Source organism: Bacillus sp. N5-665 (genome assembly GCF_022637375.2).
In the GTDB taxonomy this organism is placed as follows: domain Bacteria; phylum Bacillota; class Bacilli; order Bacillales; family Bacillaceae_G; genus Bacillus_A; species Bacillus_A wiedmannii.
Window position 1 is genome coordinate 1,881,303 of sequence record NZ_CP093325.1, and the last position, 23,999, is coordinate 1,905,301.

The following is a 23,999-nucleotide window of genomic DNA, read 5'->3' on the forward strand; positions in this document are numbered from 1 at the left end:
TGAAAAATGTATAAAAATCAATATAAAAAAATGAATATAAATATAAAGATGAGAAGGAACAATGTTTTCAAGAAAATAATTATGTTTAAAAATAACGTTTGATACATAATTAACCGTTATTGTTTAATTAATTTTATTGTTGACAATATAATTAATTATATGATAAATTCAATCAGCATTCTTAGTGATGTGTTGCTGAATTAATTGTTTTACAATTTACTACAGTTTAAAAAGATTGATTTTTCAGTCTTTTATTAAATTATTAAGTTTATGGAGAGTGAATTATGTATATTTTTATTTTTTAAACAGAACAGTAATAAAGATTGCAATAAGTAAGAGATAAACTTGAAAAAGAGGTTTCAATGAATGAGTCTTTTAATAAAGAAAACAATGGATGAAGAAAAGAAAAAAGTATTGAATCAAACTTTAGGTGCAATTGACTTAACTCTTTTAGGGATTGGAGCAATTATTGGTACAGGGATTTTCGTATTAACAGGTATTGTAGCAGCGAAACATGCTGGCCCAGCGATTGTATTATCGTTTATATTAGCGGCGATTGTATGTGCGTGTGTAGCTTTCTGTTATGCTGAATTTGCTTCTACAGTTCCAGTTTCGGGAAGTGTATATTCATATACATATATGACACTAGGTGAGATTTTTGCATTTATAGTCGGTTGGTGCGTTATGTTGGAGTACTTATTAGCGACTTCTGCGGTAGCTGCAGGATGGTCAGCGTATTTTCAGTCATTGTTACTAGGATTTAATATTCATATCCCTACAATATTTGCTTCGGCACCTGGTATGGGAAAGGGTGGAATTATTGATTTACCAGCAGTTCTTATTATTTTAGTTGTTACATTTTTATTAAGTCGTGGTGCAAAAGAAAGTGCACGAATAAATAATATAATGGTTATTATTAAACTGGCTGTTATTGTAGGGTTTATTGTTGTAGGGACACAATATGTAAAACCAGAGAACTGGCAACCATTTCTACCTTTTGGTTTTCATGGTGTAGTAGGAGGTGCTGCTACTGTATTTTTTGCTTTTTTAGGATTTGATGCAGTTGCAACAGCTGCAGAGGAAGTGAAGCGTCCACAACGTAATGTGCCAATTGGGCTACTTGTTTCATTGTTCATTTGTACCATTCTATACGTAGGTGTTTCATTCGTATTAACTGGAATGGTTCCGTTTACGGAGTTGAATGTCGCTGATCCAGTTGCATATGCATTACGTATTGTGGGAGAAGATAGAATTGCTGGATTGTTATCGGTGGGGGCGATAGCGGGGCTAACGACAGTTCTGTTAGTAGCTATGTTTGCATTTGTTCGTGTATCTTATTCGATGAGTCGAGATGGGTTGTTACCAAAAAGACTTTCAAGTGTACATAAACGTTTACAAACCCCATTTTTTAATACGTGGGTTACAGGTATTATTGCAGCTTTATTAGCAGGATTAGTGGATTTGAATTTATTAGCTAATTTAGTGAATATGGGAACGATAACAGCATTTGTTTTTGTATCTATAGCCGTTATTGTATTAAGAAAGACACATCCTAATATGAAAAGGCCATTCCGTGCGCCGCTAGTACCTTTTTTACCAATCGTTTCAATAGTAAGTTGTATATATTTAGCTTTGAACCTCTCTCAGCTTACGTTAATTAGTTTTGTAGCATGGGTAATAATAGGTGTATTTATATATTTTGTATATGCTAAAAAACACAGTAATGTTAGAAATGGAAATAGAGTATAGTCCATTGAAATAATAATTGTAATGTAAATGAAAACACGCTACTTATAAGAACAGGTAGCGTGTTTTTATTATTTAATAATCCCGTTCTCTAAAATTTTAATAGTAGGTGCTACTTTCACATTAGCCTTTGAAAAGGCACTCGGCCAATCGTCTTCAACCGTTTTCCATTCTTTATATTGAAATGCTCTCGCATAATCACCAAACCCGAATGGATCAAGTTGCTGTTTTTGAATTTTGTGGATTAAATTGTTTAAATCTTTGTTTAGTTGTTTTGTAATAAGTGAAGTTAATTTCTTTCTACCTTTGTCTATATCCATGTTGAATGTAAGTTCAGATACGGAAACTTTAAAATTCATTGCAATATTAAATTTGAAATGGTTATCGTTATAGCCTGTGTGAATGTCACGATTCATGCTAAGAACATTTATTGTTACGAAATCGTCGCCGTCTGTATCTTTTAGATGACTATTACTTTCAACTGAATTAGACGGGATTTTCAGTGTAAGTGAAACGGGGATATTCGCTTTCTTTTGTAATAGAAGAAGAAGGGCACTTTCATATCGATTTAAAGACATTTTATAGATTCCGCGAGAAGTTAATAATGCAGAGCCGGTAACGAGAATATCTTTTTTACCTTTTTTTATTTCTGAGATAGCAGGTGTTATACCTTTATTAAAAGTTTGCCTATGGAATTCATGGAATGTCGTAAACGCGGTTCGATTGTATAGTTTGTTCGTATTAATTAAATCTGTTAAATATTCAGGAAGTGCAGGCTTATCTTTAAAATTATTATATATAACTGAGGAGATTGGACCGTCTACTGCAACCATGCGCATATTTCCAGTATTTTTAGGGTCGCGATACCAAACATCAAGGTAAGGCATAGCTCCTTCTTGTTTTAAAAATTTCGTGCTAAATAAAATGAGTTGTAACTTTTCTGTAGATACTAAACCGCTACTTGAACTATTAAATGTTGCTTTTGCTTCTCGAGGGGTATGTACTGTCGCTTCATGAGTTTCGTATTTTTTCTCCACATCTTCATTAAAAATAGGGTTTACGTGGTATACAATTAATTTTCCTTTTGCTTTTGCGTCAAACCCGTAAATTAATGAAATGGATTGTTTTTCTAGGTCGAGCCGATCTCCTCCACATCCTGTTAAAAAGGTTATGAGAAAGCAAAATATAGTGAAAATAAAGCGTCTCATTTAAATTTTTCTCCTTTTCCAATGCTGATAAAGTGTCATGTATAAGAGAAATACGACTGGGAATAGAAAAACGATAAAATAACTTGCAGTTCCCCAAAATTCCCGCAATGCACTTATTTGATACGAGGATGGGATATAAAAAAATAAAACGAAAACACACCCGAATAATAAAAACCAAACAGGTAATGAACTCCCTTTTTTGTTAAGTAACTGATTGATTCCATCTGAAGCAGTGAAAATATAAGGAATGCAAGAATCAAAAATAATGAAGAGATAAAATGACAAAAAGATAATTTCAAACCGTTCCAGAAATGAAAAGTGAAATGGTGTAACGAGAGAAAGAGTGGGCCATAAAAACTTAGTTATACCATCTGGGCTAAAATAAACGAAAGAAACGAACGTAACTTGCAGGTAAACGAATAAAGTAATCATATTTGCAATAACGATTCCTTTTTTTGCAGATGATTTATTACTGAGATAAGGATAAAGGACAAATGCAAACTCAAATCCGAGAAAGGCAATAATAGTTGATTTTACTGTGTTGAAAACTGGTAGCCATCCCTCTTTAAGGAGAGGAAGAAGATAAACCCAATGCCCGTCTTTAAGTGGGATAAATAATAGCAATGGCATCCAGAGTGTAAATAAGACAGTAAAAACAGCATAGCGGCTAATAATAAGAACACCTTTACATGCGAGCATAACCATTGGGATAGATAATAACATCATGATTAAAAACATTGGAGATCTAGGTAAAATCCAAATGTGAATAACGTATAAGAGGGAAAAAATTAAGGATACAGCTGCAAGAACAGCATATAAAATCCAAAAAATCATTCCTACTCTTCCTAGCCACTTCCCAAGATAACGAGTTAGCACATCAAGTAAAGTATACCCGGGATGTTTTTCCATAATTTTTACAATACATAGACTGACTAAAGTAGTGATAGCGCATCCTATTATAATAGACATCCAGCCATCTGTATTCGCCCCTTGCGCAACTTCACGTGGCAGTGTAAGGACACCGAACCCTACTTGAACACCACTAATTGTTAAAATGTATTGAAATAAACTAATCTCCCTCTTTGCACGCTTTGTCACTTATCTTCCTCCGTTTCTTCTATATCGCGTTGTCGATTCTCTTGTTTTAAGTTAAGGGATAGTGGTCGTTTCTTCATTAGTTTCCATGGTAACCGTACAAGAATGTCTTTTAAATCCGAAGCAAATGACGGAGAAAAAGGACCACCATAAGGAACACCAAGTGATTCCATAGAAAGAATATGGATGATGATAACTGCCATCCCGACCATAATTCCAATGACCCCAAACAAAGAAGCGGTTATCATCATTGGAAAGCGAAGAAGCCGAATTCCTGCTGACATTTCCATGTTAGGGATGATAAAAGAAGCGACTGCAGTAATAGATACGACGATAACCATAACATTACTTACTATTCCTGCTTGAACAGCAGCTTGTCCAATGACAATCCCTCCTACGACTCCAATCGTTTGTCCAACGGGACCAGGAAGCCGAACCGCAGCTTCGCGGAGCATTTCAAGTACTAATTCCATCAAAAGTGCTTCTAATATAGGGGGGAAAGGAATTTTAGCTCGAGATTCTCCAATTGTTAACAATAATTTAAGTGGAATCACTTCATAATGAAAGGAAATCATAGCAATATAAAGAGCTGGAGCAAATATTGCAATAAATAGTCCGGTAAAACGAAGTAGTCGTATGAAAGATGGAATCATTGGCCGGAAGCTGTAATCATCTATCGTCTGAAAAAAAGATGAAAAGGTCATAGGTCCAATTAATACGCCGGGTGAGCGGTCTACAACAACAGCAATTCGTCCATCCAAAATGTGATGGGCCGTTGTATCAGGGCGTTCGGTTATTGATAATTGCGGAAAGAGAGTATAGGAATTATCTTCAACAAACCCTTCTAATTCTCCGGTAGTAATAATGGCATCCACTTTGATTGATTCGATGCGGCATGCCATTTCTTGTACAACGCCTTCGTTTGCAACGTCTGCTAAGTACAGCAAAAAAACCTTTGAAGTAGCTCGTTCACCAACAGTGAATTCCTTCACTTTCAATTCGCGATTTGGAATATATCGACGAATAAGTGCAAGACTGTCGCTCGCTACTTCATTAAATCCTTCGTGTGAGCTTTTTATGGCAGTTTCTGTTGTAGGTTCTTCAATACTTCTTTTTGGCGCCGATTGCGTATCTAGTTCTAATGCTGTAAGTTGTTCGTTTATAAATAAAATGCTTTTACCATGTAAAAGGGACTGTTCAATATCTGACCATTGCTGAACTTTTTTTACATTTCCGATTGTAACTGAAGATTCCCAAAAATTGTCCTCATTCCACTCTTTAAAGAGGAGGGGGCGAAGAATATCGATGTTAATAACAGTTTTATCTACAAGTCCTTCCATATATATGAGAGCGGCTTCTTTTCCGTTTTTTAACGGGAAAGTCCGTGTAATTAATTCTGGAATACCGCTAAAAAGTTTTGACAAGTGCTTTAGATTAAGGGAAAGAGAAGAAGAGATAGATTTATTTAATATGTGATCAGCTTGCTCTTGTGCAGAAAAATATTTTTCACCACGTATCCATTTATTAAAAGGCCCCATTTGTTCGCTTACTCCTTGTTATGTTTATATGGGTTATTATGGATAGTTCCATGCGGACATATGCGTAGTTTAAATTTTATATTGTATATTTTTAGCTTTAACGCTATAATTATAGTGTTAAAGATGGAATCGTGATATGACCTGTTATGAATCTATCGTTTTATTTATGAATAAATGGATTGGTATTTTAGCAAGATGTGCTAATAAACTACTCCACCATGATAATAACGTGCCGAAATGTGGTGCGTATATTTTCGTGGTGGAGTTTTTTTATTCTCAAAAAGGGGGAAAGACCATGAATAACAACATGGTTCATATTACAATTGACGGAAAAAAGTATACAGCGGAGCCTGGTTCAACGATATTGGGTGTTATTAATGAGAACGGGATTGAACATCCGCAAATTTGTTACGTGCCAGAAGTAGATCCTATTCAAACATGTGACACTTGTATTGTAGAGGTTGACGGAAAGTTAGTGCGCTCTTGTTCGGCAGTAGTGACAGAAGGTATGAACATTGAACGTAATTCTGCTCATGCCAAAGAAGCACAAACAGAGGCAATGGATCGGTTACTAGAAAATCATTTATTATACTGTACAGTATGTGACAACAACAATGGGAACTGTAAACTGCATAATACAGCAGAATTAATGGAGATTGAACATCAAAAATATCCTTATGAACCAAAAGTAGATGCAAGTGAAGTTGATATGACGCATCCGTTTTATCGCTACGATCCTAATCAATGTATTGCATGCGGTCAATGTGTTGAGGTATGTCAAAACTTACAAGTAAATGAAACGTTATCAATAGACTGGGAAGCGGAACGCCCACGAGTTATTTGGGATGAAGGAGTAAATATTAATGATTCTTCATGCGTGAGCTGTGGTCAATGTGTAACCATTTGCCCTTGTAATGCTTTAATGGAGAAAACGATGCTCGGTGAAGCTGGATTTATGACGGGATTAAAACCAGATATTCTTGAACCGATGGTAGATTTAATTAAAGAAGTTGAGCCTGGATATAGCGGAATTTTTGCGGTATCAGAAGTGGAAGCGGCCATGCGTGATACTCGTACGAAGAAAACGAAAACAGTATGTACATTTTGTGGTGTAGGTTGTTCATTTGAAGTGTGGACGAAAGGGCGTAAAATTCTTAAAGTACAGCCTTCTTCTGATGCGCCAGTTAACGCAATTTCTACTTGTGTAAAAGGAAAATTCGGTTGGGATTTCGTAAATTCTAAGGAACGGATTACGAAACCTTTAATTCGTAAAAATGGAGCGTTTGTTGAATCTACATGGGAAGAAGCACTAAATGTAGTTGCAAGTAAATTAGGATTTATTAAAGAAGAATACGGTAAAGATGCTATCGGTTTTATTTCTTCATCTAAAATTACGAATGAAGACAATTATGTTATTCAAAAATTAGCTCGACAAGTATTTGAAACGAATAATATTGATAACTGCTCACGTTATTGTCAATCACCAGCGACGGACGGATTATTCCGTACAATTGGTATGGGTGGAGATGCTGGAACGATTAAAGATATCGCAAAATCCGGTCTTGTTATTATTGTAGGTTGTAATCCGACAGAAGGTCATCCTGTTTTAGCTACACGTATTAAACGTGCGCATAAATTACACGGACAAAAATTAATTGTGGCTGATCTTCGTAAAACAGAAATGGCAGAGCGTTCAGACATCTTTATTAGTCCAAAACAAGGAACAGATCAAGTATGGTTAATGGCTGTTACGAAATATATGATTGACCAAGACTGGCACGATCAACGATTTATTGATGAGAATGTAAACTTCTTTGAAGATTTCAAAGAGAGTCTGAAAGAATATACACTTGAATATGCAGAAGAAATGACTGGTATTTCAAAAGAAGCACTTATTCAAATGGCTGAAATGATTCGTGATGCAGATGGTACATGTATCCTTTGGGGTATGGGAGTAACGCAAAATACAGGTGGATCGGATACTTCCGCTGCGATTTCAAACTTACTGCTTGCAACAGGTAATTATCGTCGTCCAGGTGCTGGTGCATATCCACTTCGAGGCCATAATAACGTACAAGGTGCTTGTGATATGGGTACTTTACCAGGATGGCTTCCTGGATATCAGCACGTTACTAACGATATGGAACGTGCGAAATTTGAAATGGCTTACGGAGTGAAAATTAATAGTGAACCAGGTCTTAATAATATTGAAATGCTTCACGCAATTGATGAAGGGAAAATGAAAGCTATGTATCTTGTCGGAGAGGATATGGCTCTTGTAGACTCTAATGCGAACCACGTACATGAAGTGTTATCAAGCCTTGATTTCTTCGTTGTGCAAGACGTTTTCTTATCTAAAACTGCTCAATATGCAGATGTTGTATTACCGGCAGCACCGTCTCTTGAGAAAGAAGGTACTTTCACAAATACAGAGCGTCGTGTACAAAGATTGTATCAAGTTCTTCCTACGCTTGGAGATGCGAAGCCAGATTGGTGGATTGTGCAGGAGATTGCGAATAAATTAGGTGCAAACTGGAATTATAGCCATCCAAGTGAAATTTTTGCTGAAATGGCAAGTTTATCACCACTATTCTCACAAGCAAATTATGAAGTACTTGAAGGATGGAATAGTTTCCATTGGGGAAGTTTTGATGGAACGAATACACCACTTCTGTTCCAAGATGGATTTAACTTCCCAGATAAAAAAGCTCGTTTTGCAATTGCTGACTGGGTACGTCCAGCTGAATTCCCAGCGGAGTTCGATCTTCACATTAATAACGGTCGTATGCTTGAACATTTCCATGAAGGGAATATGACAAATAAATCAACAGGTATTCAAACGAAAGTACCTGGTGTGTTTGTTGAAGTTTCTCCAGCACTTGCAAAAGAACGTGGAGTGAAAACAGGTTCATTAGTTCGCCTTGTCTCTCCTTTTGGAGCACTAAAATTACGTGCACTTGTAACAGACCGTGTAAAAGCGAATGAGTTATATTTACCGATGAACTCTACAGATAATGAAACAGCAATTAATTTCTTAACAGGTCCTGCTGTGGACGTACGTACCAACACACCTGCTTATAAACAAACGAAAGTGCGTATGGAAGTGCTAGAAGTTGATGGCGCAAATCCGATGCCAAAAGCGAACCCGCGTAACAAAAAACGTCATCCTCAAGCTGGTATTGAGGTAAATCGTAAGTGGGCACGTCCAGGGTATGTGCATTTAACGGATAAGTAGGAGGAGAAAAATATGGCTGCACCTATAAAAATGATTCAAAAACAAGAATTAACTGAGGAAGAAATAAAACAGCAAAAATTAGATGATTTAAAAGAGCTCCTAGCTAATAATGAAGAAGCTTTAAATCAAATGTTTAATATTGTTGGGGAATTAAATGACATCGGAATGCTAGAAGCTGCAAATTCTATGTTAAAGGCGAAAGAACCAATCGCAAAGATTGTTCTTGGCCAAGTGACTCGTGAGCCTGTTACAAATTTAATTAATAATATGATGGGTGCTGCGGGTGCTTTAACAGAACTTGATCCGGGGCTTACGAAAAAGCTTATAGGTAGCTTATTAGTAGGATTAGAAGAAGGTAATGAACATCTAGAGAGTAACAAAAAAGTAGGGGTATTCGATCTTATGAAAGTATTGAAAGACCCAGACATTAACCGTGCTATCGGGTTTGGACTTCATTTCTTAAAAGGTATGGGGAAAGGGTTAAAAGACGAATAAACTTCATGAAGTGAACCTTTTCGCCCAAATGTTTGTACGAAATAGTTTGGGCGGAAGGATCATTTTGGTAAAATATATAATAAAATAAAATGAGGCTTTTGGGAGGTATAATTGTATGTCAAAAAAAGTACATGAATTTAATGATATGATACGAAAACTTCGAAAAGAACTTTTCGGAAAAGGGCCAGAAAGAATTCATACTGTATTTGCTGAAAATATGGCGATTGCAACCCTTTATGGAAACTTAACACCTACTGAAAAATTCATTTCAAGTACGATGGACGGTGCGGAAATGGTTCATATGGCTAGAACGAAAATGATTCAAGAAGTGTATGCTGCGAATTCCCGTGAACATTTGGAGGAACTTGTTGGAGCGAAATTAGTGAATTTATTTTCAGATATGAAAGTAGAAGAGGATATTGCAGTTTCGGTATTTGTTTTTGATAAAAATATAACGTGAGAGAAGGATACTGATCGTGAAACCGATACAGGTAGAAAGAGAAATCTTCCGTTATGAACAAGGGGCGTTTAAGCATATAGAGGACAGCATTGTAACAGAGTTTCCAGTCACGATCAAAATGAACGGACAGGAGTTTGTTACAATGGTTAGTACTCCAGAATATATAGAAGACATGGTAATCGGGTTCTTGGCATCTGAAGGAATCATTCGGAAGTATGAAGATATTGATGACATATGGGTACAGGAAAAAGAAGGATTTGTACATGTAACAACGACAAAAGTAAATCCGTATTATGAACAAATGCAAAATAAACGATATATTACTTCCTGTTGTGGTATGAGTAGACAAGGGTTTGTTTTTGCAAATGATGCACTAAGCGCTAAAAAAATGAATGGTATCCATGTAAAGGTTGATGTAGAGGACTGTTTTCGGTTAATGAAAGAAATGCAGCAATCTGCGGAGACATTTCGTCATACAGGCGGCGTTCATAATGCATCTTTGTGCGATGTGAATGGTATTATTTTAAGCCGAATGGATATCGGTAGACATAATGCGTTAGATAAAATTTACGGTTATTGTTTAAAAAATAATATTTCTATAAAAGATAAAATTATTGTTTTTAGTGGTCGTATTTCTTCGGAAATATTATTGAAAGTTGCAAAGATCGGTTGTGAAATTATATTGTCAAAATCAGCTCCAACCGAGTTGGCTTTGCAGCTAGCAGAAGAATTAGGTATTACTACGATAGGGTTTATTCGGAATCAATCCTTAAATGTATATACGCATCCAGAGCGTGTTATAAATATAAAATAAGTAAAAGCGAGGCAATAAAGATGAAATCTGTCACATTAGACAAACTACAACGCCCTTTAAAGGATTTACGTATTTCTGTTACTGATCGCTGTAATTTTCGCTGTCGCTATTGTATGCCAGAAGAAATATTTGGTCCGGATTATTCGTTTTTGTCTAATGATAAAATTTTATCTTTTGATGAGATTGAAAGGATAACACGTATTTTTGTTTCTTTAGGTGTAAGAAAGTTACGAATTACGGGCGGAGAACCGTTACTTCGAAGAGGTCTTCCGCAGCTTATTGAGCGTCTTAATAAAATAGATGGTGTGGAGGATATCGGTTTAACAACCAATGGATCACTACTGAAAAAGTTTGCTCCTGATTTATATAAGGCGGGTTTATCACGTGTGACAGTTAGTTTAGATTCCTTAGAAGAAGATCGGTTTTTCTATTTGAATGGTAATAGAAGCAAAGTGCAAAGGGTCCTGGAAGGAATACAAGCTGCAGCTGAAGTTGGTATGAAAATTAAAATTAACATGGTCGTTCAAAAAGGGAAAAATGAACAAGATATTTTGCAGATGGCGCAATACTTTAAGGAAAATAAGCATATTCTTCGTTTTATTGAGTATATGGACGTTGGGAATTATAACGGTTGGGAATTAAGAGAGGTCGTCTCGAAACAAGAGATAGTAGATGCCATTCATCAAGTTATGCCATTAGAACGGATAGAAGCAAATTATGCAGGTGAAGTTGCGACTCGCTATCGTTATATTGGAAGTGATGAAGAGATAGGTATTATTTCATCAGTAACAGATTCCTTCTGTTCATCATGTACGAGAGCACGTATTTCTGCAGAAGGAAAATTATATACTTGTTTGTTCGCTTCTAAAGGAAATGACTTGAGAGAACTACTTCGATCTGGATACAGTGACGAGGAAATAACATATATCGTACGTGATATATGGAACAACCGAGAAGATCGTTATTCAGATGAACGCTTAAGTCATACAAGTAAAAAAAGATCGCCTAAAATTGAAATGTCACATATTGGTGGTTGATATATAAGAGTGACGCTTTGAGGAAGTATATACAAAATGGAAAGTATGCAACGTTTGTAGATTTTCTATTTTATAGTAAAAGTGATGATTGATATCTCTGTAAAAGATGTGCAGAGAAATTAAGCAGCATTCAAAAACCTTTATTTTGAGGAGGTTTTTTGAAGCTGCTTTTTTATTTGGAGAAAATGGAGGAATTGGTAATGGCATTTCATAAACCGGAACAAATTGCTGAGCTTGTAATTGAGGCCGGTGTTCAAAAAGTAAGTCAGACGTTGCCAGCAATGCTTATTCTCGGTTTTTTAGGAGGAGCGTTTATTTCGCTCGGTTTTTTACTTAACATTCGCGTTTTAGGTAATTTACCTGAGCGCTGGGGTAGTTTAGTCAATATTTTAGGAGGAGCGGTTTTTCCTGTTGGATTAATGCTCGTCGTATTAGCAGGAGGAGAATTAATTACCGGAAATATGATGTCACTTTCTATGGCGCTTTATGCAAAGAAAATTACATTGGTAAGTGTACTAAATAATTGGGTTTGGATTACTTTCATGAATTTCGTGGGAGCTATTTTTGTTGCGTATTGTTTCGGTCATCTTGGCGGATTAACAGAGGGAGATTATTTAAATAAAACGGTAGCGATAGCGGAAGGGAAATTACATGAATCATTTGGGAGAACTTTAATATTAGCAATTGGTTGTAATTGGCTCGTTTGTCTTGCGCTTTGGCTCGCTTATGGAACGAGTGATTTTGTCGGGAAAATAATCGGAATCTGGATTCCAATTATGGCATTTGTAGTGATTGGATTTCAGCAAGTAGTAGCAAATATGTTTGTCATCTCGGCAGTTATTTTTGCAGGTCATCTGACGTGGATGGATCTTGCTAAAAATTTTGTTCCTGTTTTTATCGGAAATGTAATTGGAGGAGCTGGATTTGTTGGATTTGCTTACTTTGCTTGTTATCAAAAACAACATTCTAATATGAAATAGAGTTCTTGAGAGGAAGGGTATGTAATGGCTGAGCGGTATTCACGACAACAGTTGTTCAAACCGATTGGGAGTAGAGGGCAAGAAAAAATTCGAAATAAACATGTGTTAATTGTAGGAGCAGGCGCATTAGGAAGTGCAAGTGCCGAAAGTTTCGTACGTGCAGGTATTGGCAAGTTGACGATTATTGATCGTGACTACGTTGAATGGAGTAATTTACAAAGGCAACAATTGTACTCTGAACAAGATGTGAGAGAGAAAATACCGAAAGCAATCGCTGCTAAAAATCGGCTAGAACAAATTAATTCGGAAGTACAAATACATGCTTTCGTAATGGATGCAGTTGCAGAAAATATGGAAGACCTATTAAAAAATGTAGATGTAATAATTGATGCAACAGATAATTTTGATATTCGATTTGTAATAAATGACTTATCACAAAAACATAATATTCCTTGGGTATATGGTTCTTGCGTTGGATCGTACGGTATGAGTTATACGGTTATTCCGCAAGAGACACCATGTTTACATTGTGTGCTGAAGAACGTTCCTGTTACAGGTGTGACATGTGATACAGCTGGAATTATTAGCCCGACTGTTCAAGTTGTCGCAGCATATCAAGTGGCGGAAGCATTCAAAATTTTAGTAGGAGATTTCTCAGCAATTAGAAAAACATTTTTCATGTTTGATATATGGAGTAATCAAAACCATTTTATAAAACTAGGGAAAAGCAAAACAGACGATTGCCCTTCGTGCGGTTCGAATCGAACTTATCCTTATTTATCATACGAAAACCAAACGAAGGTAGCTGCTTTATGCGGAAGAAATACAGTGCAAATTAGGCCAGTAGAAAATAGAAAGTACGATTTTGACGATATAGAAAAAGTATTAAACAAACTAGGGAAAGTAGAGCGGAATCTGTATTTACTATCTTGCCAACTAGATGATTACCGCGTCGTTATTTTTCGGGATGGTCGTGTTTTCATTCATGGTACAAATGATATTTCGAAAGCGAAACAATTATATTATCGCGTATTCGGTTAATAGAAAGGGTTGTCAATCATGGAAAGAAGAGTGCCAATTACGGTTGAAGAAGCTGTTCGTAAAGTAATGGGATTTACTAATGAGGGATTAAAGGAACTACTACCTATTGAATTAGCTTACGGACGTATATTAGCGGAGGATTTAGTAGCTGACCATGATGTACCTTCATTCAATCGTTCACCGTATGATGGGTTTGCTATTAGAGCAGAAGATACGAATTTAGCGGGTTATGAAACGCCAATTGTATTTAAAGTAGTTGGTGAAATTGGCGCAGGATCGCTATTCGATGAGAAAGTAGGTCCGTTTCAAGCGGTTCGAATTATGACGGGAGCACAAATTCCGAATGGGTGTGATGCGGTTGTTATGTTAGAGCTGACTCGTCAATATGAGGAAGCTGGCAACAATTATATGGAAGTGAAGCGATCATTCAAAATGGGCGACAATATTTCTTTTCAAGGTGAAGATGCTCGTAAAGGAACGGTTCTTGCAAAAAAAGGATCATACATTCATCCAGGGATTTCAGCTCTTCTTGCTACGTTCGGATATAGTGAGGTACCAGTGGCGAGAAAGCCTGTAATTGGATTGTTAGCGACTGGTAGTGAATTACTGGATGTAAATGATTCATTACAGCCAGGGAAAATCCGAAATAGTAATACGTATATGATATTGTCTCAAATTCGAAGAGCGGGCGGAAGAGTAAAATATTTTGGGAAGTTTAGCGATGATTTTCATACATGTTTCACAGCTGTAAAAGAAGCGTTAAGCCAAGTGGATATGCTCATTACAACAGGCGGTGTATCAGTAGGGGATTACGATTATTTACCAGCTATTTACGAAAAGTTAGGTGCATCGGTTCTTTTCAATAAAGTTGCAATGCGGCCAGGAAGTGTTACGACTGTAGCGCAATTAAATGGCAAGTTATTATTTGGTTTATCAGGAAATCCATCTGCTTGTTACGTAGGATTTGAATTATTTGTAAGGCCGTGTATTCGGACGTATATGTTTAGTGAAAAAGCACATGTAAAAAGAGAAAAAGCGTTATTAGGAGAAGATTTTTTAAAACCAAATCCATTTACAAGATTTGTGCGAGCAAAACTGACATATAACGAAGGGCAATTAATTGCTTATCCGTCAGGGTTTGATAAATCTAGCTCGGTTTCTTCTCTAGCAGAGACAAATATATTTATTGTACTTCCAGGTGGTACGAGAGGTTATAAAAAAGATATGTTCGTAGATGTTCTCTTGCTGGAAGATAACGAAGGTAGTGAATGGCCTTGGGCATTTTATAAAGTGAGAGGTGTTTCTAATGGGACAAGCGCTATTTGAGATTGTAGATATACCGATTGTAGTTGAAGAAGTAACGAATAAAGTCGCAAGAAGAGAAGCAGGTGCAATTACAACTTTTATTGGTACGGTGAGAGAGTTAACAAAAGGAAAACGAACATTACATTTAGAGTATGAAGCATATAAACCGATGGCAGTAAAACAACTTACGAAAATTGGTGAAGAAATTAATGGAAAATGGCCGGACGCAAAAGTAGCAATTACGCACCGAGTAGGGCGGTTAGAAATCATGGACATTGCGGTCGTTATTGCAGTTTCATCACCGCATCGTAAAGTAGCGTATGAAGCGAATGAATACGCGATTGAACGTATAAAACGAATCGTCCCAATTTGGAAAAAAGAATTTTGGGAAGATGGAACGATGTGGATTGGAGATCAAATTGAAAATACGGCATATCCGGATGGAAAACCGAAGAAGGAAGAATGAGAAGATGATTACAATTTTATTGTTCGCAAATTTACGTGAGGAAGTCGGATCGGATCGACTAGTAATTTTAGAAAAGCAAGAAATGACAGTTCAGCAATTAAAAGAATGGCTCAAAGCAAGCTGCTGCTTACAATCGCTTGATAGAGTGATGGTGGCTGTTAATGAAGAGTTTGTAACGGATGAAGAGATGATAAAAGCTGGAGATATAGTCGCATTAATCCCGCCCGTTAGTGGGGGATAATAAGCTTTTTCGCCAAGAAGATGTTGTATATAAATTCGAATACGAGAAGGGATGAGTTCTATGATTACTCAAGAACAAATAATGAACGCATTAAAACATGTAGAGGATCCGGAGTTACACAAAAGTATTGTAGAATTAAATATGGTTAGAAATATACAAATGAATGGAACAGAGGTTAAACTTGAAGTAGTGCTAACGATTCAAGGTTGTCCATTAAAGGCAAAAATTCAACAAGATGTGGAAGAGTCTCTTCAGGCAATTGGTGCATCTAAAGTAGATTTGACATTTGGTTCTATGACACAAGAAGAACGAGCTGCGCTAACAGAGAAGTTAAAGAAAAATAGTAGAACAGAAACTGGAATGCCGAGCATGCTTCGCCTTGATTCAGGGATACGATTTATTACTGTAACGAGCGGTAAAGGTGGAGTTGGAAAATCAACGGTGACAATTAACCTTGCCACTGCTTTAGCTCGTATGGGCAAAAAAGTGGGGATATTAGATGCAGATATATATGGTTTTAGCATTCCAGCTATGATGGAAACGAATCAAAAACCGACGATGATTGATCAAACAGCAATTCCAGTTGTTAGTCACGGTGTTAAAATTATGTCGATGGGATTTTTTACGGAAGGAAATAACCCAGTTATGTGGCGCGGACCGATGTTAAATAAATGGATTCAAAATTTCCTTGCGAATACGCACTGGGGGGAATTAGATTATTTACTTCTTGATTTACCACCTGGCACAGGAGATGTAGCTATTGATGTTGCAGCAATGATCCCGCAGGCGCAAGAAATTATCGTTACAACACCACACAACGTAGCTTCATTCGTAGCATCTAGAGTAGGTGTTATGGCAAAACATACGAAACACGAGATTTTAGGGATTGTAGAAAATATGGCTTATTATGAAGAACAAGATGGATCGAAAAATTATCTCTTCGGAAAAGGTGGCGGCGAAATGCTTGCAGAACAATTGCAAACAGAAGTGATTGCACAAATACCTTTTGCAAAACGAGAAGAAAATAACGGTTCATCTGTATATGATGAAGAGTCTCTTGTAGGAGAAGTGTTTACATCGTTAGCGGAGGATATTATTTATAGAGGATAGAGGGGGAAGTTTAGTATGGCGTGTAATATCGATCATTCTATGGAAGATGTAATGAATAAGCTTGAAAGTCAAAAGAGTTTTTTGCCTAAAGAGATTTTTACAGGATTGAAGGGATTTTTGCAAGGTAATCATTCACAGGAAATATTAAATGATATCTTTCATCTTTTAAAAAAGTATGACTTAGTTAGTGAAGAAGAACGAGAGATGAGAAATACTCAATTATTGCTGATTATAAAATAAATACGCTTTGGCTTTTGTTTTTTTGCAGAAGGGGTGAATGTAATGGATATGAAAAAGATGATTGAAACGATAGAAGCAACTAAAGTGACTGACGAAGAATTATCGATTTCTACTTTACATCAAAAGCTTGTGAAGTTGTATAGTCAAAAAGATAGTGCGGAGTATACGGAGATATTAAAATATATTTTATCATTATCCGTGCAGCTGAACCTACATTTCGTATTGAAATGTTTTGGTGTGCGCCCGGTTGTTGCTGCAGATGAACGTATGCAATTTCAAGAGATATTTAAATGTTTAGCTAAGAAAGATGATAATGGGGAATGGTTTCTAAATTTCGTTTCTTTATATGTAGGACTAATTGTAGTTCTGCATTTTGATGAAAAAGAGATTGAGAGAAGTTTTTTCGATGATATGGTAGTGGATGAAGGGAAGGCAATATAAGATTCTGCTCATAATATCTTTCTATTTAATTGCTTTAACTGCAATTTTAGTTGGTTATTTAAATATAAAGGTAACTAATTAATAAAAGAGTTCTTCAGTTGTTTCCATCGTTTTTTCATGTTACCATTAAGCGAATTTTTCATAGGGAGAGAAAGCGATGAAATGGATTTATTTTATTATTATTAACGTTATAGCTTTTAGCCTTATGGGGCTTGATAAACGAAAAGCGAAGAAGAAACAGTGGAGAACGCCAGAAAGTACGTTGTTTTTATCAGCGGTAGCTGGAGGCGCAGTTGGTGCTTGGATTGGTATGTATATGTTTCACCATAAAACACATAAAAAGAAATTTGTTTTCGGTATACCGTTACTTGTCGTTATAACAGTATGTTTACTTTTTGCTGTATGAGAAATGTCGAAAGAATTGCAGATTGATTATTGGTAAAGTGAGCATGCGGGACCGTATAATGGAGAAAAATGAGAAGAGGAGAAAAGGGAAGATGGGGAGTCAATCAGCACAGCAAAAAAAAGGGATTATATATGCGGCTGGTGCTTATACGATGTGGGGAATCCTACCAATCTATTGGAAATGGGTTGAGGAAGTTCCAGCAGATGAAATATTAGCACACCGCATCGTTTGGGCGTTCGTTTTTATGTTACTTGTGTTAGGTGTTACGAAAAGGTTTCGTCAGTTTATTGGGGAGTTCGTGAATCTTTTTAAACGACCTAAATTATTAATGTCATTAACAATAGCTTCAGTCTTGATTAGCGGAAACTGGTTTGTCTACATATGGGCCGTTAATCATAATCATGTCATTGAAGCAAGTCTTGGATATTATATTAATCCGCTTATTAGTATTTTACTTGGTACAGTCGTTTTAAAGGAAAAGTTAAACTTTTGGCAATATGTTGCAGTTGGTTTAGCTGGAATAGGGGTTATCATTTTAACAGTCCGTTTCGGATCTATTCCGTGGGTTTCTTTATCACTTGCCTTTTCATTTGGATTATACGGATTAACAAAAAAATTGTTAAACTATGATGCGACAATTGGTCTTACGATGGAAACAATGTTAGTGACGCCGTTTGCGATTATCTATCTCGTTATGACAGGAGCGCATGGATTCGGTTCATTTGGATCTATTTCCATGTCATCGACGTTACTATTAATAGGAGCAGGCATTGTTACAGCTTTACCACTTTTTTATTTTGCAAAAGGAGCACAACTTATTCCGCTTTATATGGTAGGATTTTTACAATATATTGCACCAACGATTAGTTTAATTTTAGGTGTATTCGTATTTGGTGAACATTTCACATCTACTCATATGATGGCATTTTTCTGTATATGGGTTGCATTATTTGTGTTTTCAATAGCGAAAACAAAGTTTTTAGTGCAGAAACAACCGAAATTTATAAAAAATAAATCAGCAAAAGTATCATAATGCGTAGTATTTTCTACGCATTTTTCTTTATACTGATACTATATAGATTTCCATTATAGTCAGTAGGGAGCTGAGAACGTGGAAACAATTTTACATAATGATCCGCTTATGGCCGCTGTAATTTCATGGTTTCTAGCACAATTAACGAAAGTAGTCTTTAAATTATTCAAAACGGGTGAATTTGATTTTGCAAAGTTTTTCGCTTCAGGTGGGATGCCGAGTTCTCATGCTTCAACTGTTACAGCACTTGCGACAGGTGTTGGCGTTGTGGAAGGTGTGGAAAGTACCTTATTTGCTATTGCTGCTATCTTTGCAATAATTGTTATGTATGATGCTTCAGGAGTAAGACTTGCAGTTAGTAAACAAGCGAAAATATTGAATGAGTTCTTTCACGGTAGACAAACAGAATATAAGAAGTTAAATGAACTTGTCGGGCATACACCGTATGAAGTAGTAGTCGGTGCTTTAGTAGGGATTATTGTCGGAGTGGGATATTGCTTATGAGCAGAACATTTTATATGTTCTGTTTTTCTTTGTTTTCATACATATTTAGCTACCTTTTTGAATATCGTTATACGGATTTCGAAAGGGTGGGTGAGTAACTTGTTATTATATGAAAAAGTGCATGAAGAAATAGCGAGAAGAACAACTGCACTTCAAACGATGCAACGGCAAGATGGTACGTGGCAGTTTTGTTTTGAAGGAGCACCATTAACAGATTGCCATATGATTTTTTTATTAAAATTATTAGGTAGAGATAAAGAGATAGAACCGTTTGTAAAAAGATTAGCATCACTTCAAACAAATGAAGGAACATGGAAATTGTATGAAGACGAAGTGGGTGGCAATTTATCTGCTACAATTCAATCTTATACTGCCTTACTAGCTTCAAAAAAATATACAAAAGAAGATGCGAATATGAGGCGAGCCGAAATGTTTATTAAGGAACGTGGAGGCGTGGCGCGTGCTCATTTTATGACGAAGTTTTTATTAGCAATTCATGGAGAATATGAATACCCTTCGCTTTTTCATTTGCCAACACCGATTATGTTTCTGCAAAATGATTCAGCCCTCAGTATATTTGAATTGAGTAGCTCAGCACGTATCCATTTAATTCCGATGATGGTTTGTTTAAATAAAAGATTTCGAGTAGGAAAAAAGTTACTGCCAAATTTAAATCATATCGCAGGCGGGGGCGGGGAATGGTTTCGGGAGGAGCGGTCTCCGTTGTTTCAAACGTTATTAAGTGATGTAAAACAAATTATATCGTATCCACTTTCTTTACACCATAAAGGATATGAGGAAGTCGAACGTTTTATGAAAGAGCGTATTGATGAAAATGGAACGTTATATAGTTACGCAACTGCCTCATTTTATATGATTTATGCTTTACTCGCGTTAGGACATTCTCTTCAATCATCGATGATTCAAAAAGCTATAGCAGGGATAACATCTTATATATGGAAGATGGAAAGAGGGAATCATTTGCAAAACTCTCCTTCAACTGTATGGGATACGGCTTTACTCAGCTATACGTTACAAGAGGCCCACGCTTCGAAAGATAATAAGATGATTCAACATGCAACAGCGTATGTATTAAAAAAACAGCATACAAAAAAAGCTGATTGGAGCGTACATGCTCCGGCGCTGACTCCAGGCGGTTGGGGTTTTTCGGATGTGAATACGACAATTCCAGATGTCGATGATACAACAGCTGTGCTAAGAGCGTTGGCAAGAAGTAGAGGGAACGAAAATGTAGATAATGCTTGGAAGAAAGGGGTTAATTGGGTTAAAGGATTACAAAATAATGATGGTGGTTGGGGAGCGTTTGAAAAAGGTGTGACGAGTAATTTATTAGCAAATTTACCAATCGAAAATGCAAGCGATATGATTACAGATCCCTCTACACCAGATATTACAGGAAGAGTGTTAGAGCTTTTCGGGACATACGCGCAAAATGAATTGCCTGAGAAACAAAAACAAAGTGCGATAAATTGGTTAATGAATGTGCAAGAGGAAAATGGATCATGGTATGGGAAATGGGGAATTTGTTATATATATGGTACGTGGGCTGTTATGACTGGTTTACGGTCACTCGGAATTCCATCTAGCAATCCATCAATGAAAAGAGCAGCTTTATGGTTAGAACATATACACCATGAAGATGGTGGGTGGGGGGAATCGTGCCACAGTAGCGTGGAAAAAAGGTTCGTTACTTTACCATTTAGTACACCATCCCAAACAGCTTGGGCGTTAGATGCTCTCATTTCTTACCATGATGAAGAAACACCAGCTATTCGAAAAGGTATTTCATATTTGCTTGCGAATCCTTATGTGAATGAAAAATATCCTACCGGAACAGGTTTGCCAGGTGGGTTTTATATTCGTTATCATAGCTATGCCTATATATATCCGCTACTTACTTTGGCACATTATATAAAAAAATATAGAAAATAAACCGAGAGGATATCTCTCGGTTTATTTTGTTGGGTAGTAGGTCCCTGTTGAAAAGAATAAGGTTGTGCGTTCCTTATTTTTCTGTTGACTGGCGTTTTTGACGTGCAGCAGCGGCATTTGCACGTGCGTTTGCTTCTAAGTCATTGTGGTCAGCGAGTTCGCGAGAGAACTCAACATCAATGCCATCAGCAGCTTTGTTTTGCTTGAAATTTTTTTTGTTCATTCGACACAATCTCCTTGTGTTTTATGCGACGTTGCAAAGTTAGTTTGACACAAATAGACTTTTTTATACAAAGAGGAATTGGGAAGCAAAGAGCCGAAATATACAGTATAAGTAATAGAAATGAGGGATAGGGATGGAGTTTTTAAATGGGAAAACAGCTGTAGTAACAGGAGCTGCACAGGGAATTGGAAAAGAGATTGCAAGGGTTTATGCAAAACTAGGGGCGAAAGTATTAATTAGCGATGTAAATGAAGAGAAGCTACAAAAAACGACACGTGAATTATCAGATGAAGGATATGAAGTGAAGCAGTATCGTTGTGATGTGAGTAATCAAAATGATGCGAAGTCCTTAATTGAATACGCTGTCCAAACATTTGGTACACTGCACATTTTAGTAAATAATGCAGGAATTACGCGAGATGCAATGTTACATAAAATGGAGAAACCTGCATGGGAACAAGTACTGCAAGTAAATTTAACAGGTGTTTTTTATTGTATGCAACCAGCGCTTCTTTACATGAGACAACAAGGGTATGGACGCATTATTAATATATCTTCAATTAGTAGAGAAGGAAACATAGGTCAAGCGAATTATGCTGCTACAAAGGCAGGAGTTGTAGGTTTAACGAAAACAGCGGCGAAAGAAGTTGGAAGCTTCGGCATTACGTGCAATGCGATTTGTCCAGGGTTTATGGATACAGATATGACAAAAACGATACCAGATAAAGTGAAAGAAAAGATGGTTGGCGCAATTCCAGTTGGTAGAATTGGAACGCCAGAAGATATTGCGAACGCAGCAGCCTTTTTAGCATCAGAATACGCATCCTATATTACAGGAGAAGTATTGAATGTGAGCGGAGGACTACAAGTTTAAAGGAATACATAATGAAAAGAACCTGACCGGATAGGCCAGGTTCTTTTTTCGTTAATTTAAGTTGAGCCAAACGCTCTTCACTTCTGTATAGTTATTTAATGCGTAAGATCCCATTTCACGGCCAAGACCGGATTGTTTAAATCCTCCAAATGGAGATGCTGCATCAAAGACGTTATAACAGTTTACCCATACAGTACCAGCACGTACTTTACTTGCAACATAGTGTGCTGTTTTAACATTTTCTGTCCACACACCAGCCGCTAAACCGAATTGTGATTTATTTGCACGTTCAATTACTTCATTAATATCGTTAAAAGGTATTGCAGAAATAACTGGACCGAAAATTTCTTCTTTTGCGATCGTCATTTCGTCATTTACGTCAGCGAATACTGTAGGAGAAACGAAGTAGCCTTGATCGAATGGATTACTTCCTCCGCAAAGTACTTCAGCACCTTCTTCAATTCCTTTTTCAATGTAGCCCATTACACGTTTTTGTTGTTCTTCAGAAACGAGAGGACCGATTGTAGTTTCTGGACTTAAGCCAGCACCTTGATTTAATTTTTTAGAGTAAAGGACAAGGTCAGCCATGACATTATCATACATTTTCTTCGGAACAAATAAGCGTGATCCAGCAGAGCATACTTGTCCTTGGTTAAACATAACACCAGAAAGTGCACCAGGAATCGCGCGAGATAAATCAGCATCTGGCAAGATGATATTTGGTGATTTACCGCCTAACTCAAGTGTAACGCGTTTTAATGATTCAGATGCTTGTCGCATAATTTGTTTACCAACTGGAGTAGAACCAGTAAATGCAATTTTATCAACGAGTGGATGATTAACAAGAGCCTGTCCAGCTGATTCACCGAATCCAGGAACGATATTAATAACACCTTTCGGGAACCCAGCTTCTTCAATTAATTCAGCTAAGTATAGAGCGGATAGTGGAGTTTGCTCTGCAGGTTTTAAAACGATTGTACATCCTGTAGCAAGCGCCGCTCCCATTTTCCACATTGCCATAAGAAGTGGGAAGTTCCAAGGAATAATTTGACCAACGACACCAACAGCTTCATGGCGTGTATAGTTAAAATAATCACCGGAAACAGGAATTGTTTGACCAACGATTTTCGTAGCCCAGCCAGCATAATAGCGCATATGCTCAATTGCAAGTGGTATGTCTGCTGCCATTGTTTCACGGATTGGCTTTCCGTTATCTAACGTTTCGAGCTGTGCAAGCTCTTCTTTATGTTCTTCCATTAAATCAGCTAACTTGTACATAAGACGGCTTCGCTCAGCAGTGCTCATGCGAGACCAAGGACCTTCGTCGAAAGCCATGCGAGCTGCAACGACAGCTTTATGAATATCTTCGCGACCAGCTTCAGAAACAACGGCAAGTGTTTCGCCGGTTGCTGGGTTAGGTGTTTTAAATGTTTTTCCGGAAGCGCTTTCAATGAAAGATCCATTCACATATAATTTTTTTGTACCTTGAAGAAACTTTTCTACCTTTTCATGAAGATTTACAGCTAGTTGACTCATTGTATAACCCCCTTGAAA

General features: G+C 36.9%; 24 protein-coding genes. 19 read left to right on the top strand and 5 right to left on the bottom strand.

Translation table 11 applies throughout. The features are described from left to right. The first annotated feature begins 366 nt into the window (after positions 1-366). Complete coding sequence (locus MNO09_RS12215; protein ID WP_000054731.1) at positions 367-1,749, top strand: amino acid permease; 1,383 nt, start codon at positions 367-369, stop codon at positions 1,747-1,749. Between the two features lie 68 nt (positions 1,750-1,817). On the opposite strand, the gene MNO09_RS12220 is transcribed toward MNO09_RS12215, so the two are convergent. The 3 genes from MNO09_RS12220 to MNO09_RS12230 are packed head-to-tail and all read right to left on the bottom strand — an operon-like array spanning position 1,818 to position 5,587. Next, positions 1,818-2,954, bottom strand: coding sequence for a Ger(x)C family spore germination protein (locus tag MNO09_RS12220; RefSeq protein WP_001252182.1), 1,137 nt, complete (start codon positions 2,952-2,954; stop codon positions 1,818-1,820). Then, a complete protein-coding gene (locus tag MNO09_RS12225; protein WP_000166512.1) occupies positions 2,955-4,052 on the bottom strand; it encodes an endospore germination permease in 1,098 nt (365 codons plus the stop codon). Further along, positions 4,049-5,587 (bottom strand): spore germination protein, encoded by a 1,539-nt coding sequence (locus tag MNO09_RS12230; protein WP_000528999.1) that lies wholly within the window; start codon positions 5,585-5,587, stop codon positions 4,049-4,051. Before MNO09_RS12230 ends, MNO09_RS12225 begins: the two co-directional genes overlap by 4 nt. Before the next feature lie 295 nt (positions 5,588-5,882). Here MNO09_RS12230 and fdhF point away from each other — a divergent pair, with 295 nt between their 5' ends. From fdhF to MNO09_RS12315, 17 genes are all read left to right on the top strand, one after another. Continuing rightward, positions 5,883-8,822, top strand: coding sequence for a formate dehydrogenase subunit alpha (fdhF, locus tag MNO09_RS12235; protein WP_001063658.1), 2,940 nt, complete (start codon positions 5,883-5,885; stop codon positions 8,820-8,822). Between the two features lie 12 nt (positions 8,823-8,834). Then, positions 8,835-9,317, top strand: coding sequence for a helical membrane plugin domain-containing protein (locus tag MNO09_RS12240; protein WP_000729895.1), 483 nt, complete (start codon positions 8,835-8,837; stop codon positions 9,315-9,317). 115 nt (positions 9,318-9,432) lie between these two features. Beyond that, the gene (locus MNO09_RS12245; RefSeq protein WP_000039582.1) at positions 9,433-9,777 is read left to right on the top strand and encodes a Na-translocating system protein MpsC family protein; all 345 of its coding nucleotides are present in this window, start codon (positions 9,433-9,435) and stop codon (positions 9,775-9,777) included. 16 nt (positions 9,778-9,793) lie between these two features. Further along, positions 9,794-10,591, top strand: a complete 798-nt coding sequence (gene fdhD / locus MNO09_RS12250; protein ID WP_000802678.1) for a formate dehydrogenase accessory sulfurtransferase FdhD — start codon at positions 9,794-9,796, stop codon at positions 10,589-10,591. A 20-nt stretch (positions 10,592-10,611) separates the two neighbouring features. After that, positions 10,612-11,628, top strand: a complete 1,017-nt coding sequence (gene moaA / locus MNO09_RS12255) for a GTP 3',8-cyclase MoaA (protein ID WP_000844132.1) — start codon at positions 10,612-10,614, stop codon at positions 11,626-11,628. Positions 11,629-11,828: 200 nt separating this feature from the next. Then, complete coding sequence (locus MNO09_RS12260; RefSeq protein ID WP_000864002.1) at positions 11,829-12,608, top strand: formate channel; 780 nt, start codon at positions 11,829-11,831, stop codon at positions 12,606-12,608. A gap of 24 nt (positions 12,609-12,632) precedes the next feature. Further along, complete coding sequence (locus tag MNO09_RS12265; protein ID WP_000840959.1) at positions 12,633-13,649, top strand: molybdopterin-synthase adenylyltransferase MoeB; 1,017 nt, start codon at positions 12,633-12,635, stop codon at positions 13,647-13,649. 18 nt (positions 13,650-13,667) lie between these two features. Then, the gene (gene moeA, locus MNO09_RS12270; RefSeq protein ID WP_000442218.1) at positions 13,668-14,975 is read left to right on the top strand and encodes a molybdopterin molybdotransferase MoeA; all 1,308 of its coding nucleotides are present in this window, start codon (positions 13,668-13,670) and stop codon (positions 14,973-14,975) included. Then, positions 14,956-15,420 carry a molybdopterin synthase catalytic subunit MoaE gene (moaE, locus tag MNO09_RS12275; protein ID WP_000529379.1) on the top strand — a complete coding sequence of 155 codons (465 nt, stop codon included), beginning with the start codon at positions 14,956-14,958 and terminating at the stop codon, positions 15,418-15,420. Before moeA ends, moaE begins: the two co-directional genes overlap by 20 nt. Positions 15,421-15,424: 4 nt before the next feature. Beyond that, on the top strand, positions 15,425-15,661 hold the full coding sequence (gene moaD / locus MNO09_RS12280; RefSeq protein WP_000628495.1) for a molybdopterin converting factor subunit 1: 237 nt from the start codon (positions 15,425-15,427) through the stop codon (positions 15,659-15,661). Positions 15,662-15,721: 60 nt separating this feature from the next. Further along, positions 15,722-16,771: a P-loop NTPase gene (locus MNO09_RS12285; protein WP_000632629.1), complete on the top strand. Its 1,050-nt coding sequence runs from the start codon at positions 15,722-15,724 to the stop codon at positions 16,769-16,771. 15 nt (positions 16,772-16,786) lie between these two features. Continuing rightward, positions 16,787-17,011 (top strand): hypothetical protein, encoded by a 225-nt coding sequence (locus tag MNO09_RS12290; RefSeq protein WP_000752391.1) that lies wholly within the window; start codon positions 16,787-16,789, stop codon positions 17,009-17,011. 42 nt (positions 17,012-17,053) lie between these two features. Then, on the top strand, positions 17,054-17,452 hold the full coding sequence (locus MNO09_RS12295) for a nucleoside triphosphate pyrophosphohydrolase family protein (protein ID WP_000367291.1): 399 nt from the start codon (positions 17,054-17,056) through the stop codon (positions 17,450-17,452). A gap of 157 nt (positions 17,453-17,609) precedes the next feature. Next, positions 17,610-17,858, top strand: coding sequence for a DUF1294 domain-containing protein (locus MNO09_RS12300; protein WP_000871331.1), 249 nt, complete (start codon positions 17,610-17,612; stop codon positions 17,856-17,858). Positions 17,859-17,949: 91 nt separating this feature from the next. Next, the gene (gene rarD, locus MNO09_RS12305) at positions 17,950-18,891 is read left to right on the top strand and encodes an EamA family transporter RarD (protein ID WP_000535553.1); all 942 of its coding nucleotides are present in this window, start codon (positions 17,950-17,952) and stop codon (positions 18,889-18,891) included. Between the two features lie 78 nt (positions 18,892-18,969). Next, entirely contained in the window at positions 18,970-19,395 is a 426-nt protein-coding gene (locus MNO09_RS12310; RefSeq protein ID WP_000447816.1) for a divergent PAP2 family protein, read from the top strand. Between the two features lie 99 nt (positions 19,396-19,494). After that, positions 19,495-21,348, top strand: a complete 1,854-nt coding sequence (locus tag MNO09_RS12315) for a terpene cyclase/mutase family protein (RefSeq protein ID WP_241950164.1) — start codon at positions 19,495-19,497, stop codon at positions 21,346-21,348. 73 nt (positions 21,349-21,421) lie between these two features. On the opposite strand, the gene MNO09_RS12320 is transcribed toward MNO09_RS12315, so the two are convergent. Next, positions 21,422-21,571, bottom strand: a complete 150-nt coding sequence (locus MNO09_RS12320; RefSeq protein WP_001035805.1) for a YfhD family protein — start codon at positions 21,569-21,571, stop codon at positions 21,422-21,424. Between the two features lie 133 nt (positions 21,572-21,704). Here MNO09_RS12320 and fabG point away from each other — a divergent pair, with 133 nt between their 5' ends. Beyond that, positions 21,705-22,445 carry a 3-oxoacyl-ACP reductase FabG gene (fabG, locus tag MNO09_RS12325; RefSeq protein ID WP_000395031.1) on the top strand — a complete coding sequence of 247 codons (741 nt, stop codon included), beginning with the start codon at positions 21,705-21,707 and terminating at the stop codon, positions 22,443-22,445. Positions 22,446-22,496: 51 nt separating this feature from the next. On the opposite strand, the gene dhaS is transcribed toward fabG, so the two are convergent. Next, positions 22,497-23,981: an aldehyde dehydrogenase DhaS gene (gene dhaS, locus MNO09_RS12330; protein ID WP_000080278.1), complete on the bottom strand. Its 1,485-nt coding sequence runs from the start codon at positions 23,979-23,981 to the stop codon at positions 22,497-22,499. Between the last annotated feature and the right edge of the window lie 18 nt (positions 23,982-23,999).

Coding starts and splice junctions, on each gene's coding strand:
- MNO09_RS12245 (WP_000039582.1), top strand. CDS start 9,433: ATGTCAAAAAAAGTACATGAATTTAATGATATGATACGAAAACTTCGA.
- MNO09_RS12285 (WP_000632629.1), top strand. CDS start 15,722: ATGATTACTCAAGAACAAATAATGAACGCATTAAAACATGTAGAGGAT.
- MNO09_RS12320 (WP_001035805.1), bottom strand. CDS start 21,571: ATGAACAAAAAAAATTTCAAGCAAAACAAAGCTGCTGATGGCATTGAT.
- MNO09_RS12290 (WP_000752391.1), top strand. CDS start 16,787: ATGGCGTGTAATATCGATCATTCTATGGAAGATGTAATGAATAAGCTT.
- moeA (WP_000442218.1), top strand. CDS start 13,668: ATGGAAAGAAGAGTGCCAATTACGGTTGAAGAAGCTGTTCGTAAAGTA.
- MNO09_RS12300 (WP_000871331.1), top strand. CDS start 17,610: ATGAAATGGATTTATTTTATTATTATTAACGTTATAGCTTTTAGCCTT.
- MNO09_RS12260 (WP_000864002.1), top strand. CDS start 11,829: ATGGCATTTCATAAACCGGAACAAATTGCTGAGCTTGTAATTGAGGCC.
- fabG (WP_000395031.1), top strand. CDS start 21,705: ATGGAGTTTTTAAATGGGAAAACAGCTGTAGTAACAGGAGCTGCACAG.
- moaD (WP_000628495.1), top strand. CDS start 15,425: ATGATTACAATTTTATTGTTCGCAAATTTACGTGAGGAAGTCGGATCG.
- rarD (WP_000535553.1), top strand. CDS start 17,950: ATGGGGAGTCAATCAGCACAGCAAAAAAAAGGGATTATATATGCGGCT.
- fdhF (WP_001063658.1), top strand. CDS start 5,883: ATGAATAACAACATGGTTCATATTACAATTGACGGAAAAAAGTATACA.
- moaE (WP_000529379.1), top strand. CDS start 14,956: ATGGGACAAGCGCTATTTGAGATTGTAGATATACCGATTGTAGTTGAA.
- MNO09_RS12295 (WP_000367291.1), top strand. CDS start 17,054: ATGGATATGAAAAAGATGATTGAAACGATAGAAGCAACTAAAGTGACT.
- MNO09_RS12215 (WP_000054731.1), top strand. CDS start 367: ATGAGTCTTTTAATAAAGAAAACAATGGATGAAGAAAAGAAAAAAGTA.
- MNO09_RS12230 (WP_000528999.1), bottom strand. CDS start 5,587: ATGGGGCCTTTTAATAAATGGATACGTGGTGAAAAATATTTTTCTGCA.
- moaA (WP_000844132.1), top strand. CDS start 10,612: ATGAAATCTGTCACATTAGACAAACTACAACGCCCTTTAAAGGATTTA.
- MNO09_RS12265 (WP_000840959.1), top strand. CDS start 12,633: ATGGCTGAGCGGTATTCACGACAACAGTTGTTCAAACCGATTGGGAGT.
- MNO09_RS12220 (WP_001252182.1), bottom strand. CDS start 2,954: ATGAGACGCTTTATTTTCACTATATTTTGCTTTCTCATAACCTTTTTA.
- MNO09_RS12240 (WP_000729895.1), top strand. CDS start 8,835: ATGGCTGCACCTATAAAAATGATTCAAAAACAAGAATTAACTGAGGAA.
- dhaS (WP_000080278.1), bottom strand. CDS start 23,981: ATGAGTCAACTAGCTGTAAATCTTCATGAAAAGGTAGAAAAGTTTCTT.